Origin of the sequence: Limosilactobacillus urinaemulieris (genome assembly GCF_932750685.1) — a bacterium.
Classification (GTDB): domain Bacteria; phylum Bacillota; class Bacilli; order Lactobacillales; family Lactobacillaceae; genus Limosilactobacillus; species Limosilactobacillus urinaemulieris.
On sequence record NZ_CAKOBX010000002.1, the window covers coordinates 235,092 to 250,616 of the forward strand.

Genomic DNA, 15,525 nt, shown 5'->3' on the forward strand with positions numbered 1-15,525 from the left:
GCACGTAATTATGTCATTTAAAAACATTACTGTTGCGGGGGCTGGCGTTTTAGGAAGCCAGATTGCCTACCAAATTGCGCTCAATGGTTTTAATGTCACCGTTTATAACCATCACATTGATACTGCTGAAAGTCGAATTAACGCGTTAAAAGCAGATTACCAGCGCGATCTCAATTTAACTGATCAAGAATTCCAAGCTGGGTTAGACAATATCACCACAATTACGACCGATCTCAAAGAAGCCGTTAAGGATGCTGATTACGTCATCGAAGCTCTCCCTGAGTCATTAGAACTTAAGGAAAAGTTTTACGCTGAACTTTCACAGGCCGCTCCTGCTAAAACAATCTTTGCAAGTAATTCTTCATCATTTATTCCCAGTCAACTGGTTAAGTTTGTTGATCGACCAGCAAAGTTCCTGCACATGCACTTTGCTAATAAAATTTGGCGATTTAACGTTGCGGAAATTATGGGAACTGAACAAACTGATCCAGCAGTTTACCAAGAAGTGGTTGACTTTGCTCGTGAAATTAAAATGGTGCCAATCGAAGTTCATAAGGAACAACATGGCTATGTTCTTAACGCTGTCTTAATGCCTCTCCTTGCCTCCGCAATGCAATTATGGGCAAATGACGTTTCTGATCCGCAAACAATTGATAAGGACTGGATGATTTCTACTAATTCACCGATGGGACCATTTATGATCTTGGATATGGTTGGTTTACGAACTCCTTACCAAATGGAACTCAATGCTTATCAAACTACTAAGGACGAAATTCACCAAACGATTGCGAAAAAGTTAAAGGCAATGATTGATGCTGGACACGTTGGACAAGAATCAGGTCAAGGATTCTATCACTACCCTAACCCGGAGTTTGAAGATCCTGATTTCCTCAAGAAATAAATCAATAGCGATGAAATAGCAAAAAGATCATTAACGATGAAATTTCAATCGTTAATGATCTTTTTTTAATTTATTGTTCCTGTTCTTCAGACAATGCGCCAAGAAGAGCAATTGCCATCATGTACCAAGCATTGGTATTATCTAGCATTGGCAACTCGGTAGCATCATCACTAGGAACTTCCTCAGCAACATTCTGAACTGGTTGTTGTGGTGCCGGCGCTGGCTGTGGAGCTGGCTGTGGCTGAGTTTGTTGTTGAACCGGTTGTGATTGTTGCTGAACCGGCTGTTGCGGTTGAACAGTAACTTGTGAAGCTGGTTCTTGAACCACAACTTCCTGTGGATTATCAGTAGACTGCGGCTGCTGAACAACTGATTGTGGTTGTTGCTGTGGTGCCGTTGATTGTCCCTGCGGTGCTAACTGAACTACTACTTCCTGTGACTGTGGAGTAGTTGGCTGTGTTTGCTGATGAACAACAACTTTTTGTTGAGGTGCAGTCTGTTGTGGCTGCGATTGCGGTTGTTGAACCGGTGATTGCTGTTGACTAGCCGGTTGTTGAATAACTGTTTCCCCAGCAGGCGATTCTTCAATTACCCCTTGGTCGCTACTATTAGCAACTGGTGATGGTTGTTGTGCAGCCTGATGACGCAAAACAGTAACATTATAAGTAGCAATTGCAGGTGTATTGTTGTCATCGGTCACTTGAATATTAATGCCCTTTGGTTTACCAAAGTATTCAAAATCAGGCGAGAAGGTCACTAATCCGGTACTTGGTTCCAAAATATAACTACCAATTCCCGAGATGGAAATCTTTTCAGCATTACTTACCTGACCATTAATGATAAATCGTGCCGGGTGGTTAGCATCAATCCGTGCCATCACTTGATCACTACCACTAGTAATCCGAACCTTAGAAGTTTGACTCTGACCTTGTTCACCAATTGTTGGCGCAATCCGCGCACTCGGCCGAACAGCATCAACTGTTGGTTGGTACTGGAGATTGGTCTGCTCACCACTAGCAGAAGTTACCCGAATAGTTACTTTATCTGGTTGACCAATAAAGTTTTTATCTGGCGCAAATGATACCGTTCCTGTATTAGGGTCAATTTGGTAGAGACCGACAGTCTGACCATTCTTGGTTGCACTCAGCTGCTTACTTGCTTGACCATTACTAATAAAGTCAATTGGCCAATTAGGATCAAGCGGCTTCCCTGGTACATTAGGACTAGAAATGATTGTAATCTGTGAAGTCTGGGTAACCCCTTGGATATCATGAGTATTTTGCAACTGAATTCCTAAAACAGTCTGACTGAAATTACCAAGATAACTATGTCCATCTGAACCATAAGCAATAAATTCTATTGGTTGCGGACGACCAACAAACGTGCCGCTTGGCTGGTAAATAATTTCATTCTTTCCCCGATCAATTCGGTAAACACCAATCTTTTCATCGTTCAAGATTGCATCAAGTGATTGGGCGCCGGTTGCACTTCCATTAACCCAGAACTTAATGTCCCTTACATCAATATTTGATGGCTTTTTCTCTTCAATCTTCTTTTCAGGATTAGTCCGTTGATAGAACAGATCAGTTGATGGATTATCGTTTTGGGTAATCACTGGCAGATTATTTTTAATTGAAATTTTGGCATGTTGTTCCTTACCTTGCCACCCAACAGTTGATGGGTTAGAAACCTCACCACGAATAATTTGTGGTTGGAACCGAACAAAACCAATATATTCAAAATTACTGTCTGATAAGATTACGTAAGCCGGAGCAACTGGACCATTATAAGTACTGTCGGTTAATTCAAAACTAACCTCAGCCCCCCGGTGAGCACCCTTAGAGGTTAACGTGTACGTCCCAATATTGGTATCTGGAACCGGATCACCATTTTCGTCCATCTTTTGAGCAGCCATCTTAATAGAATTTCGCCCAGTATCAATGTAGTTTCCTTCAACCCAAATAGAGGTATTCTTACCAAAAATCTGGTTTAAATTATTAGTTAGCGTAATGGGACCAAATGTAGCGGGCCACATTTCATCCCCTGACGTACTAACACTATAAAAGTTATCCAGCTCAATACTTTGTGGCTGGTTAGAAAGGTTAGCCGTTTTTTGTCCAACTAAACTGTAGTAAACAATGTAATAGATATCGGTATCCTTAGTAGGATCATCTAAAGTTGCCGGATCAAACGTTGTTACAACGTTACCATCGTTCAATACCGAAGCATAGCCACCTTCGACGGGGATATGAATCTTCTTAAATGAGCCATCCTCGTTCTGGGTGTATGGGATTGACCGTAATTTTTCTTGCTTTAATGCTCGATCTAAACTATGTAAAACAACGGATCCATAGTGTCCCTGCTCACCTTCATCAAAGTATTCATTAGCAGCAGTCAGTTGACTTGGATCTATTGGTTGATTTTGCTCATTAATATTCATTGTCTCACCGTCACTTTGCCTTATTGACCAGCCTGTTACAACCACTAATTATAAAATTATTCCCCGATTATTGATCGTAACAGTATAATTCATCTTCTATTCTCAGTCGTTACTCTCCCCTGCTAGCAAGATCATCTTGTGAAAAGTTATGCTAATAAGGTTGTAATAACATTCGCTTGATAAACAAATTTTCAAATTTCTTATTTAAACTCTCAAAATAAATCGTATATCTATTTTAACGTAAATGCAATTATTATCATATACTTATCCCCATATAATAAATTTATTATTATTTAACTTTATTATACCTCTACCAGGTTCCCGCGAAGATTAAATGATACAATAAAAGTGAAATTAATAGTATTTAATCGGTCTTTTGTGAAGGGAGTAATTTAAATGGTCATGAATCCAAGTAAAGCTCAAGATGTCTGGAAAGACGCAGGAGAGCACGTTCAGTTTACGGTTCTTGAACTCAACCGCAAAGATCAAGCAAAGGAACAAGAGGCAATTCAAGAATTTGTGGATCGTTATCAGGCAATTATCAGATCACTACGAATCCGCGATAATGGCGGTAATCTAAAAACCTCATTAGGCTTTAGCAGTGATGCTTGGGATTACCTCTTTCCAAATGCTCCAAAGCCAAAGGAACTTGAACCATACCAAACCCTTTCCGGTGAAAAATACACAATGCCAGCCACTAAGGGGGATCTCTTCCTTCATATTCGGGCAAATGATGAGGCTGTTGTATACGAGCTTCTTCGTCAGTGTCGTCTTTTCTTGAAGGACTTTACTACCGTTGTCGACGAAACAAAGGGGTTCCGCTACTTTGAGGGACGGGCAATTATCGGCTTTATTGATGGTACTGAGGTCCCACAAGTTGAAGACGCTGCCCATTACGCAATCATTGGCGACGAAGACCCATTCTTTGAAAACGGCTCATATGCTTTTGCTCAAAAATGGCGTCACCACATGGACATCTGGAATCAATTAACTACTGAAGATCAAGAAAAGGCTGTTGGTCGAAAGAAGTTTAGCGACCTTGAACTTGAAGATCAAGAAAAGTTTGCCAATGCCCATAACGTTGCCTCACAAGCGACAATTAACGGTGTAGAACAAAAAATCGTCCGGATGAACGTTCCATATTCCGATCCTGTTGCCGGAAATACAGGAACTTACTTCATTGGTTATTCCCGTTACTGGAAAGTTACTAAGACAATGCTTGAAAACATGCTCAAGAAGAATGATTATCTCCTTTCATTCTCCGATATTCTCTCCGGTCAGCTCTTCTTTATCCCTTCCCGTCCCCTATTAGACAAAATCGCGGATGGGGAATTAAATTAGAGTGTGTGCCGTGACGAATTAGCAACTGAGCACTAGAAAATCCCGGACGATGATTGGCTTGCAATCAAGGACGGGATAGCTAGGCGGAAGTTGCGGTCACGGCGAACAGATTTTAATTAGAGTGTGAGCCCGTTAAAACCTTCCGGTGGCTAACGATTTCTCCACCGAACGACGTCTTGTCGTCGGAGGTGGAGGTCGTTAGCTCGAGGAAGGTTAGGGCGAACACATTTCCACTCCATCGCAGCAAAATCATCAGTTGACAACCCCTCCTAAAATTGATATGCTCTGATTAATAATTTTAAGGAGGGATCATCCATTGAAGTTTTAATTCTACACAATTTATTGCAACTACTCTGGATCTATGACGCAGAACGGTTGCTCACGGGTAGAATTATTATTTCAATGTGAAGATCATAAAATTTAAATGGTAGGAGAATACCATTTTAAAGGTCTGCCCGTGTGGTAGGCCTTTTTTGCGTCCCCGAAAGGACGTGACAAGTTTAATGGAAAACTTAACAATCAGAAACCTCTCATTTGCTTATCCAGGACAAACTCTCCTTTTCGATCACTGTAATTTAGACCTTGATGGTGATTGGAAATTAGGTTTGCTTGGTCGAAACGGTCGCGGGAAAACCACCTTAATGAAGATTCTCCGTGGTCTTGTCAACTATCAGGGTTCAATCATTACTAATCTAAAGCCCCAATATTTCCCGCTAACTATTAAGGATCCGGCTTCTCTTGCTGGAGACGCGGTGATTGAAGCAGTTCCAAACTCGTTTCTTGAGCCTTGGCAATTAGAGCGAGAACTAAATTTGATGGCAACTAATCCTGAAATTTTGTGGCAGCCTTACTCAATGTTAAGCGGCGGTGAACGGACAAAACTTCAGTTAGCAGCTCTCTTTGCCAGTGATTACGATTATCTTCTTCTCGATGAACCAACAAATCATCTTGATCAAGTTGGCCGTAAACAAGTTGCTAACTATCTCCGCCAAAAAAATACTGGTTTCATCATTACCAGTCACGATCGAGAATTTCTTGATCAAATTATTGACCATACCTTAGTAATCGAAAAATCCCAACTAGTTTTAGAGCGCGGAAACTATTCAACCTACTTTAAACAAAAAAAGCGTCGTGACCAAGAAGCAGTCACGACTAATCAGCAATTAAAAACTGATATTAAAAGGCTTAAACAAAGTCAACAGCAACGTCAGCAATGGGCCAAGCGAGCTGAAGGTAAGAAAAAGAATAATTCTCACGCTGATAAGGGATTTCTTGGCGCTAAGGCCGCAAAAATGATGAAGAAATCAGTGACCATTAATAACCGAATCGAGCAAGCAATTGATGATAAGCAAGGATTACTTAACAACATCGATTCCATCACACCACTCTCACTTAATCTTCAGCAAGATCATCACCAAACTTTATTAACGGTTAAGGACGTGACGCTCTCATTCCCTGACCGGCAACTCTTTACCCCGCTGAATTTTACCGTTAAGCAAAATGAGCAGGTTGCTCTCAGCGGCAGGAATGGTACTGGAAAGTCTAGCTTAATCCAGGCAATCTGTCAGCAATTTCCCAGGAATATTAACGGCACAATTGAGCTTGCTAGCAACATTACAGTTAGTACGGTTCGTCAAGACTATTCAGATAATTCAGGAAGTCTAACTGAATTTGCAAAAGCAAACCGACTAGAACCAGAAACGTTCCTCAATATTCTTCGGAAATTAGGGGTTCCCCGTTCAGTCTTCGATAACCGAATCGAAACGATGAGCATGGGGCAGCAAAAGAAGGTTGAACTTGCACGATCACTAGCTACTCCCGCCCACCTCTATATCTGGGATGAACCGTTAAATTACCTTGACACGTATAACCAGGAACAGCTAATTGACTTAATTCAAGCATATCAACCGCCACTCCTCTTTGTGGAACACGATCACCACTTTATTGAGCAGGTAAGTTCAAAGATTATTCAATTGAATAGAGATCTATCCTAATTCGATGTTTTCAGCCAGTTAAGAAAGAGGTTAAACCATTCGCTCATGTGTTCATCTGTCCGGTCATTATTAACGATTCCCGTATACTTATTGGCAAGTGCTAGTCCGTGGTTACCAGTGCTAAATTCATGAAGTTCGACGGAAACATCATGGGCTCTTAATGTTTGAACGTATGGCAAAATATGATCATTGAATGGTGTTACTTGGTCATTAAACGAGCCCCAAATGAATGTTGCTGGAGTATGATCGTTAACAAGTTGAGTAACATCCTCAGTTACTACACCCATTCGATCATCAATTGTCGGTTTAATTACCGGATAACCAAGACCAATGAACTTTGCCTTCGTGTGGGCAATATTACTGTACGCAGCCGCTAATTGTCCGCCAGCAGAAAAGCCGATAATTCCTAAGCGGTTGGGATCAACGTTTAATTCGTCAGCATGGGCAACAATATGGTCAAATGCCTGAGCAACTGCTGATTTGGCTGCTTGGTAATCCTTGTGTTCAACTACCGGATAACGAACCACAAATGCCTGAAAAGCATGACTAGCAAAGGTAATTGCCACTCGTTCAGAATCACGCTCCATAATCTCATTGTAACTGCCTCCGGGGATAATTACGATTCCTGGTAGTGGCTTATCACTATTACTATGATAAATATCTAACGAAGAAAAAGACTGAAATAGTGAAACATTTTGAATATCCATTAATATCCCTCCATTTTCTGACACCTTTATTTTCATGCTTTTTGAAGACGACTTCAAGCAGAATGACTGAGGCAACCGTTTACATTTAACTTTCTTAACAAATCCCCTTGTTTATACCCATGGATCTGCTAAAGTTATACAGGATTAAAGAGAGGGGAATTATTAAATAATGTCAATTATTAAAACAAAGAGCTTCTGGCTAGCAGCTGTAATGACCTTCATCTGCGCAGTTGCGGGAGTTCTTCTAGCAAAACTACCATACGTTAACCTAATTGGAGCCTTAGTAATTGCGTTGCTTCTTGGAATTGCAATGCAGCTGACACCAAGTAAATTGCAGACTGATGCAAAATCTGGAATGGGCTTCATTTCGAACAAGTTTTTACGCCTCGGGATTATCCTTCTTGGTTTTCGGTTAAATCTCGAATCACTGGCTCAAGCTGGAGTAAAAACGATCTTAGTTGCGATGGTCGGAGTTACCGGAACGATTTGTTTAACTTACTGGCTCAGTCGTAAATTCGGTGCTGAAGATGAGTTAGCAATCCTATCAGCTTGTGGTTGCGGAATTTGTGGTGCCGCTGCCGTTATGGGAGTTTCACCACAAATCGAAACTACCGATGAAGAACGGAAACGAGAAAATGAGGTCCTTGCGGTAGCGGTTGTTTGTGTTATGGGAACCGTCTTCACCCTGATTGAAATTGGTCTTAAACCAATCCTTGGCTTAACTGATCCCCAATTCGGAATTGTTGCCGGCGGATCGCTTCATGAAATTGCTCACGCAGTCGCTGCTGGAGGGGCCTTTGGTGAAGCCAGCCTAGATAATGCGTTAATCATGAAGCTTTCTCGGGTTCTTCTCCTTGCACCAGTAGCTTTAATTGTCGGTTACTGGTACCAACGACGGCTCATCCGTGAAAGCATTGAAGAACACGAACAAGCTCCAAAGAAATTACCGATTCCGTGGTTCCTGGGTGGTTTCATCCTTACCAGTATTCTTGGCACATTTCTGCCACTTCCTGCTGGACTCCTTGATGGTCTTGTTCAAGCAGCTTACATCTTTTTAGGAATGGCAATGGCAGCTCTTGGAATCTCAGTTAATTTCCGCGTTATCTTCAAACGCGGCGGTGCTGTCTTTGGCGCTGCTGTCATCAGTTCAACCTGCCTACTGATCTTTATGATCATTATGAGTCGGCTCTTCTTCTAAAAGATTACTTTAAACTTATAAAGCCTTTAGCACTCGGTATTAGCCGAATACTAAGAAACTGTTTGAGGTCTTTGAAAGACGCTTGAATTTCCGGTAAAATATGTGAAAAAAGGACTTCATTATGACTGATTATCCAAGCAATATCACTCGTGACCAATTTGAATTGATTCACGTTGACCTTGAGACGTTTCGCAAGCGTACATGTCCTCATTTGATGTCTTCAATGCAGTGCTTTACGAGCTTCGTACGGGCGCTCAATGGCGTCAGTTGCCGCATGATTTTCCGAAATGGCAAACCGTTTACACTTACTTTGCCATGTAGTCAAAACCATTAGCTAATTCGGAATATTCCCTGATTGACCTGCTTTTAAAAAAATTGTCGCTCGAGAGCGATTACGAATGGGACGATCGGTACGAACGTCGTTCGTAATCCTTGATGCGCAAAGCGTCAAAAATACGGCAACACCCCAAAATAAAGGGTATGATGGCGGCAAGAAAATCAGTGGGATTAAACGTCACCTTGCCGTTGATATTAATGGTCTCCCATTCGCGATCCACATTACCACAGCTAATGTCTCCGAACGGGACGGTGCGATCGCTTTACTCGCGTTAAATGAAGAGCAGTTTGATCTTGTTCAGCGAGCGATGGCCGATGGTAGCTATACAGGCGATAACTTCGCCCAGTCGGTCCATGCAATCATTGGTGCAGATGTCATTATCGCCAAACAAAGTGAGCTGAAGAACGGTCAAGTAACGCCACAGCGCTGGGTCGTGGAACGTAGTTTCAATTGGTTAACCAACTGGCGACGGCTTTGGTTCAATTGCGAACGCAAGTTAAATACCAGTAAAGTCATGGTTGCTATGGCCTTTATAGGGATCCTGCTTGCTCGTCAATAGAGACCTCAAACAGCTTCTAACGTGTCCCGTAACAGCAATTAATTGTGGATATTCTAAGGGATCAAAAATATCCTTAATTGACATATTTGATTCTTCATCATTATGGATGATATGGATCCGCTTGGCATCAATACCATTTCCTGTCGTTTGAGTATTCGACATAAGATTATCTCCTATTAGTTAACGTGTTATACATACATGTTAATTTCCCGCTATTTAATAGCATTTTTCAATTTTTCACAAATTGGTCTCAATGTCTAGCCAAAATGAATTAACCTTACAAATAACTTAAAATAAAGCCTCTCAAGTTCAGCTGTTTTGAACCTGAGAGGCTAAATATTATGAATGATTGAATTTATATTATTGGTGACTTTCACCGAGTTGATTGAGGAAAGTGGCTAAATAATAACTTCCTTCTGCGTAATCACTGAGGCGAATGTGTTCATTAGGAGCATGCGGACCACTCTTCGCGTAATGAACACCAACCATTACTACTGGCAGATTAAGTGTTTCTCCAAATGGTTGAGCCGGTCCGCCTCCTGCTGTATTCGGGACAAACTTTGTCATCGGACCATATACAACCCGAGCAGTTTTGAGTGCTTGTTGGACGAACGGCTCCTTCATTGGTGTCCGCCAAGCATCTTCCGCGACATTAAGGTGTACTTCAAAATCATCATAGCCATTTACTCTTAACTGCTCTTTAAGCAATTCCATTACCTTCTTGGGTTCTTGGTTAGGTGCTAATCGACAATCCAGTTTGGCACTTGCTTCCTTTGGAACAATTGTTTTAACCCCAGCGCCTTCATAACCAGCAGAAAGGCCATTAATTGTCAGGGTCGTTCCGTTAACCAACTCCTCACGGGGGGGATTTGTAACCAGTGGTCGCTTTAGTCCATAGGTTTCTTTAACATTATCTTCGTCAAAATCCATTTCATCAACGGCAGCCTTTTCGTCAGTTGTTAAAGGTTCAATATCACTATAAAAATTATTCACGGTGATTCTCCCCGTGTGAGGATCGCGGAGAGAACCTAAGCCCTCTAACAATCGCCAAGCAGCATTAGGGACATAACTTGCCAATGATGAGTGAATATCAGCGTTCGCCGTTTTAACTTTAATATCAAAACTGACAATGCCCCTGACACCTGCAACGACTTCAAAATGGTCTACCGAGTTTTTGCCACCGCCTTCCCAAATACAAGCATCTGCTTTTAATTCATCTTGGTGAGCATTGACATATAGTGCAACATGCTGACTGCCAGTTTCTTCCTCCCCTTCAACGAAAAACTTAAGATTTACGGGTAAACCACCATGCTCATTAAAGTATTTAACAACACCAAGGCGAGCCATTAATTCACCTTTATCATCACAAACACCACGAGCTACCAATTTTCCGTTCTTTTCGGTGGGCTTAAAGGGTGCCGATTTCCATTCGTCTAATGGTTCAGGTGGTTGAACATCATAATGATTATAAAAGAGAACGGTATAATTACTATGGCCATTAAATTCGGCAAAAACAACCGGGTTGCCACCCTGGTCATCCCATTTAGTTGCGGTTTTAGCTCCTAAATCTTTAAAGGTTTGCACTAACCAATCACTAGCTTCATTAATCCCCTTGTTTTGTGCAGAAATACTTGGATGTTCTAGGTATTCTTTAAAATCATGCCAGTGGTCAAGGGCATATTCCTCAACCTTATTACGGTTTAGTTCCATTGGTTTTCACCTCCTAGAATTTTTGCTGACCATGCTGATAAACCTTTTTATCAACCTGTTGAACAGCACTAACATCAGCTAATGGGTTCTCCTTCAAAACAAGGAAATCGGCAAATTTGCCCTCTTCCAAACTTCCATAATCCTTATCAACCCGCAATAAAGTTGCAGAGCCTAATCCAGCAGCATGTAGTGCTTGATAATTCGTTGCCCCAGCCTTGACCATCAAACCGAGTTCCAACGGTGCATCTTCAAATTCATTAAAGGGCGTCCCCGAATCAGTTCCAAAGGCAAGGTTAACACCCGCCTGAAGTGCGCGACCAACATTTTCAAAAAAGTCATCTAAGAAAGCTTCCGCTTTATCTAACATATATTGAGGGAGCTTGCCTTGACCAAATTTAGGAATTGTGTAACCAGCAATTAACGTTGGGGTCAAGTAAGTTCCCTTTTCTTTCATTAATTCAACATCTTCTGGTCGTAAGTAACAGCCATGTTCAACTGAATCAACCCCGGCAACAATTGCATTATGAATACCCTTTGCTCCTTCAGCATGGGCGGCAACCGTCATGTGTTTAGAGTGCGCTTCTTTAACCGCCATTGTTAATTCTTCCAGACTTAATTCGGTATCATCAACCTGGTCAGTTGCTGACATAATTCCACCAGTTGACATTACTTTAATATTTTTGGCGCCTTCCTTGAAAGCTAACCGAACTGCATGACGCATTTCTTCTGGAGAATCAACGAGGTATCCCCAAGTAGTTTCACCATGCTCACCTTCTGTAAAATCACCATGTCCACCAGTCATCGACATTGGTCGACCAGAGGGTAAAATTTCCGGTCCAACAAACGGGTGTTTAGCACGATACTTGTTAAGTTTAATATCAACATCAAAAGCGGCGCCACAATCACGAACGTAGGTAACACCAGCTCGTAATGCTGACCGGAGGTTCTCTAATGCTTGCAAGGTGACTTCAGTTTCCGTAAGGTAATACAGCTTGTTGGTTAAAGCATCCATCATCATATGAGTATGGGCGTCAACCAATCCTGGCATTACATACTGACCTTGAAGATCCACAACATGATCTGCTTCGCCATGCTGATTACCTGTCCCTAATGCAGTTAATCGACCGGTATCATCATCAACCGTAAACCAGGCATCAGGAGTTACTTCATTTTTAGTTCCAGTGAATAAATTACAGTTATGAAATAATGTTGTTGTCATTGTTAGTCTCTCCTTACTTTAGATACTTATTAAACCAGGCTACCATTTCAGTCAAACGTTTCATCCGTTGGTCAGGACGACCATCCCTTGACAAATCATGATTAGCGCCATGGAAGACAACTAGTTTGGTTGGCACTCCTTGAAGTTTCATCGATTGAAACATTTGGTAACCTTCAGGAATTGGACAGCGGAAATCATGGTCAGAATGAAGAAAAAGAGTCGGTGTTTGGACATTGTGGACATAGGATAACGGTGAATGTTGCCAATAAGTCTGCATACCATTTTCTTGATCGAGACTGGCTGCTAACTGGTCGGTAACAAATTCTGGTCCAATGTCGGAAATCATCATCGAAACCCATGTTGCAATACTCCGTTGACTAACCGCTGCTTTGAAACGATTAGTATGACCAATTACCCAATTAGTCATGTAACCACCATAGCTACCACCAGTAATACCAACCTTGGTCGGGTCGATATCTACATACTGTTTTAGAACGGCATCTGTAAATGCCATCAAATCTGCGTAGTCAACTTGTCCATAGCGACCACGCAGATCTGCATATTCATCTCCTTGTCCTTCCGAACCATGTAAATTAGTAAATAATACAAAGTAACCGGCATTAGCAAGAACTTGCATTTCATGGAAAAAACTGGTGCCATAAGTTGCTCGTGGACCACCATGGACCTCAAGAACTGCCGGATATTTCTTACCAGATTGATAATTAACCGGATACAGTACCCATCCATGACATTGACGATTAGTGGAATCATAATATTCAAATTCGTGCATTGTCGCCACTGACCGCTTTTGCAAGAAGCGATTATATTTCGTTACTTGTCCCAAATCACTACCATCATATTGATAAACCTGTTGCGGTTGATCAGCCGTCGTTGCAGTGAAGACAAGTCGCTGATTTTCTGAAGCTAGTGAGTTAACTGCACCAGGCCACTTAAAGGTTAAATTAATATGTTGACCATCAAATGAATATACCTCAGTATGGTCAATAACGGTTGAAACAAAGTACAACTTGCCATCACTAACAGTGCTACTGTGACCACCAACAACGGTCATATCATTAACCACAATATTGCCAACATTGTGGTCCCATTTAGCTACTAAATGCAGGGTGTGACCAGAATAACGGTAGAAATTAGGGTTCTCACCCATCCCATAGATCTTACAGTTACTTGCTAGAACAAATAATTGATCCTTTAAGAGAGCAATAGTATCTACTCGATATTGATTAGGACGAACTAATTCCTGTAATTCTTGATTGACAAAATCATATTTATACAGTCCATCCTTAAATGGTCGTGAATTTTTGTAACTTACCCCACATAAAAAGAGTTGACCATCTTGGTACCAATAATTCGAACAATCAAAGTCCTGAGGTAGCAAATCATTTAATTGTTCGGTTGCCGAATTAAACACCCACAGGTGGCGTCTTGTTTGGTCAACCAGGCCCTCTTCATTTGACCAATAGGGAACCTCTTTAAGTTCATGCCAAGGCTTATTCGGTTCTTTATCTGGTCGTTGTGTTCTGCCACCGAGCAAAAATTGTCCACCGGCAAGTTTCTCCAAAACCTTTAATTGGTGGTCTTTTAATAAAACCGTCTTACTTGTTTCATAATTTTTTACATCATAAAAATGAAGACGCGTGTGCTTCGTTTGTGTATTAACCGTCGTGTAAACTAATTGGTGGTCACCATTAAAGGTAAAGCCAGGTTGGTTATTAGTCTCAACAACCATTACAGGTGTTTGGTCAAGAGGTTGAAACCATAGTTGCCAACGATAATGTTCAAGATCATCAGCGTTGGCGCAGGCAGTTAACCATGCCCGAGCGCTCAAATGGGTTTTCAAAGCACCGGTATTCGTTAAATTAACGAGGTCATTAACATTTAAACCATTCATGATTATCATCCTCCTTATTTAACATCCAACCGGTTAACAACTCGCCGTCCCTTCCGATAAACGGCAACCGCTTGTTCAAATGCTGAAAAATCATCGAATGGATTCTTATCAAGGACAACAAAGTTTGCTTCAAATTCATTGTCAACTTTCCCGACATAATCATCCACCCGTAGCAATTTAGCAGCCACGGTTGTCGCAGAATTTAATACCTGCTCCGGAGTCATTCCCGCATCTAAATACATTTTTAATTCATTAACGACCCAATGACCGAAGGTGTTATATGGAGTTCCGGCATCCGTTCCCATTGCAACGGGAATACCCGCCTTAACAATCTTACGGATGCTTGTAAGATGAGCTTTTGCAACTTGGCGCGCTTTCTTTACCATAAAATCTGGAAGGTGGTCAGGATTTTCATAAATTGCCCGTGGAGCGACCAATGTTGGGACAACAAAAGTCCCGTGCTCTTTCATTAACTCAACAGCTTCGTCATCCATAAAAATAGCATGTTCAACCGAATCAATTCCGGCACGAACGGCATTCTTAATTCCTTCAGTTCCTTGAGCATGGGCAGCGGTTGGGAATCCTTTATGGTGGGCTTCAACGACGGCAGCATGCATTTCTTCTTCTGATAATTGAACATCAAAGGGTGTTTCTCCTGGAGAGGACACGCCACCTGTAGCCATTAACTTAACATTCCGCGCTCCCTCTTTTAAAACCGTCCGGGCACCTTGGCGAACACCATCAACACCATCAACCTCTAAAGTTCCATCATCGGGATTACCACTCTTGTTGGAACCATGACCACCAGTCATTGATAAGGCCCGACCACTACCAACAATTCCTGGTAAATCAGGAAGGTTGAGTTTCATTAATGTCAGGTCAACATTATCAGTTGAGCCAACATCACGAACGTAGGTTACACCAACTGATAACGCCTCTTTTAGATTTTGCATTGCTAAGACTGTTTTAGAAACTGTATTTTGTGGTCGACTAGTCCAATAAAAAGGATCAGCTGGAATTGTCATATGAGTATGAGCATTAATTAGGCCGGGGGTCACAAACCTTCCTGTTAAATCTACGCTTTGATCAGTGTTACTATTCTTACCAACGTTTTTAAAATAGCCATCTTCAACGGTAAAATCTGTTTTGACAAATTCATGGCCATTAAAAACTTGAGCATTTTTATATTGAACTGCCATAATAAACA

Annotated in this window: 11 protein-coding genes and 1 pseudogene; 5 read left to right on the top strand and 7 right to left on the bottom strand. The window is 41.5% G+C overall.

All coding sequences use genetic code 11. From position 1 onward, the window contains the following. Positions 1 to 10: 10 nt before the first annotated feature. Positions 11 to 901: a 3-hydroxyacyl-CoA dehydrogenase gene (locus tag MR181_RS02540; protein ID WP_242334453.1), complete on the top strand. Its 891-nt coding sequence runs from the start codon at positions 11 to 13 to the stop codon at positions 899 to 901. A gap of 70 nt (positions 902 to 971) precedes the next feature. Here the strand turns inward: MR181_RS02540 and MR181_RS02545 are convergent, their stop codons facing one another. Next, on the bottom strand, positions 972 to 3,386 hold the full coding sequence (locus MR181_RS02545; protein WP_242334456.1) for a hypothetical protein: 2,415 nt from the start codon (positions 3,384 to 3,386) through the stop codon (positions 972 to 974). A 351-nt stretch (positions 3,387 to 3,737) separates the two neighbouring features. Between MR181_RS02545 and MR181_RS02550 the strand changes: the two genes are divergently transcribed. Continuing rightward, a complete protein-coding gene (locus MR181_RS02550; protein WP_242334458.1) occupies positions 3,738 to 4,682 on the top strand; it encodes a Dyp-type peroxidase in 945 nt (314 codons plus the stop codon). Positions 4,683 to 5,185: 503 nt separating this feature from the next. Beyond that, positions 5,186 to 6,676, top strand: coding sequence for a ribosomal protection-like ABC-F family protein (gene abc-f, locus MR181_RS02555; protein ID WP_242334461.1), 1,491 nt, complete (start codon positions 5,186 to 5,188; stop codon positions 6,674 to 6,676). On the opposite strand, the gene MR181_RS02560 is transcribed toward abc-f, so the two are convergent. Continuing rightward, positions 6,673 to 7,383 carry an alpha/beta hydrolase gene (locus tag MR181_RS02560; RefSeq protein WP_242334463.1) on the bottom strand — a complete coding sequence of 237 codons (711 nt, stop codon included), beginning with the start codon at positions 7,381 to 7,383 and terminating at the stop codon, positions 6,673 to 6,675. The genes abc-f and MR181_RS02560 overlap by 4 nt on opposite strands. A 169-nt stretch (positions 7,384 to 7,552) precedes the next feature. On the opposite strand from MR181_RS02560, the gene MR181_RS02565 reads away from it, so the two are divergent. Both MR181_RS02565 and MR181_RS02570 read left to right on the top strand, forming a co-directional pair. Continuing rightward, the gene (locus MR181_RS02565) at positions 7,553 to 8,581 is read left to right on the top strand and encodes a YeiH family protein (protein WP_191911640.1); all 1,029 of its coding nucleotides are present in this window, start codon (positions 7,553 to 7,555) and stop codon (positions 8,579 to 8,581) included. Between the two features lie 121 nt (positions 8,582 to 8,702). Beyond that, positions 8,703 to 9,477, top strand: a pseudogene (locus MR181_RS02570) (IS5 family transposase). On the opposite strand, the gene MR181_RS02575 reads toward MR181_RS02570, so the two are convergent. From MR181_RS02575 to MR181_RS02595, 5 genes are all read right to left on the bottom strand, one after another. Then, positions 9,415 to 9,639 (bottom strand): hypothetical protein, encoded by a 225-nt coding sequence (locus MR181_RS02575; protein ID WP_242334466.1) that lies wholly within the window; start codon positions 9,637 to 9,639, stop codon positions 9,415 to 9,417. The pseudogene MR181_RS02570 and the gene MR181_RS02575 overlap by 63 nt on opposite strands. Before the next feature lie 198 nt (positions 9,640 to 9,837). Further along, positions 9,838 to 11,187, bottom strand: a complete 1,350-nt coding sequence (locus tag MR181_RS02580) for a M20/M25/M40 family metallo-hydrolase (RefSeq protein ID WP_242334469.1) — start codon at positions 11,185 to 11,187, stop codon at positions 9,838 to 9,840. Between the two features lie 13 nt (positions 11,188 to 11,200). Next, a complete protein-coding gene (locus tag MR181_RS02585) occupies positions 11,201 to 12,406 on the bottom strand; it encodes a metal-dependent hydrolase family protein (RefSeq protein WP_242334472.1) in 1,206 nt (401 codons plus the stop codon). A 13-nt stretch (positions 12,407 to 12,419) separates the two neighbouring features. Then, positions 12,420 to 14,318, bottom strand: a complete 1,899-nt coding sequence (locus MR181_RS02590) for an alpha/beta hydrolase family protein (protein ID WP_242334475.1) — start codon at positions 14,316 to 14,318, stop codon at positions 12,420 to 12,422. Between the two features lie 14 nt (positions 14,319 to 14,332). Continuing rightward, on the bottom strand, positions 14,333 to 15,517 hold the full coding sequence (locus tag MR181_RS02595) for a metal-dependent hydrolase family protein (RefSeq protein ID WP_242334478.1): 1,185 nt from the start codon (positions 15,515 to 15,517) through the stop codon (positions 14,333 to 14,335). Positions 15,518 to 15,525 lie beyond the last annotated feature (8 nt).

Coding starts and splice junctions, on each gene's coding strand:
- MR181_RS02540 (WP_242334453.1), top strand. CDS start 11: ATGTCATTTAAAAACATTACTGTTGCGGGGGCTGGCGTTTTAGGAAGC.
- MR181_RS02550 (WP_242334458.1), top strand. CDS start 3,738: ATGGTCATGAATCCAAGTAAAGCTCAAGATGTCTGGAAAGACGCAGGA.
- abc-f (WP_242334461.1), top strand. CDS start 5,186: ATGGAAAACTTAACAATCAGAAACCTCTCATTTGCTTATCCAGGACAA.
- MR181_RS02560 (WP_242334463.1), bottom strand. CDS start 7,383: ATGGATATTCAAAATGTTTCACTATTTCAGTCTTTTTCTTCGTTAGAT.
- MR181_RS02565 (WP_191911640.1), top strand. CDS start 7,553: ATGTCAATTATTAAAACAAAGAGCTTCTGGCTAGCAGCTGTAATGACC.
- MR181_RS02575 (WP_242334466.1), bottom strand. CDS start 9,639: ATGTCGAATACTCAAACGACAGGAAATGGTATTGATGCCAAGCGGATC.
- MR181_RS02580 (WP_242334469.1), bottom strand. CDS start 11,187: ATGGAACTAAACCGTAATAAGGTTGAGGAATATGCCCTTGACCACTGG.
- MR181_RS02585 (WP_242334472.1), bottom strand. CDS start 12,406: ATGACAACAACATTATTTCATAACTGTAATTTATTCACTGGAACTAAA.
- MR181_RS02590 (WP_242334475.1), bottom strand. CDS start 14,318: ATGAATGGTTTAAATGTTAATGACCTCGTTAATTTAACGAATACCGGT.
- MR181_RS02595 (WP_242334478.1), bottom strand. CDS start 15,517: ATGGCAGTTCAATATAAAAATGCTCAAGTTTTTAATGGCCATGAATTT.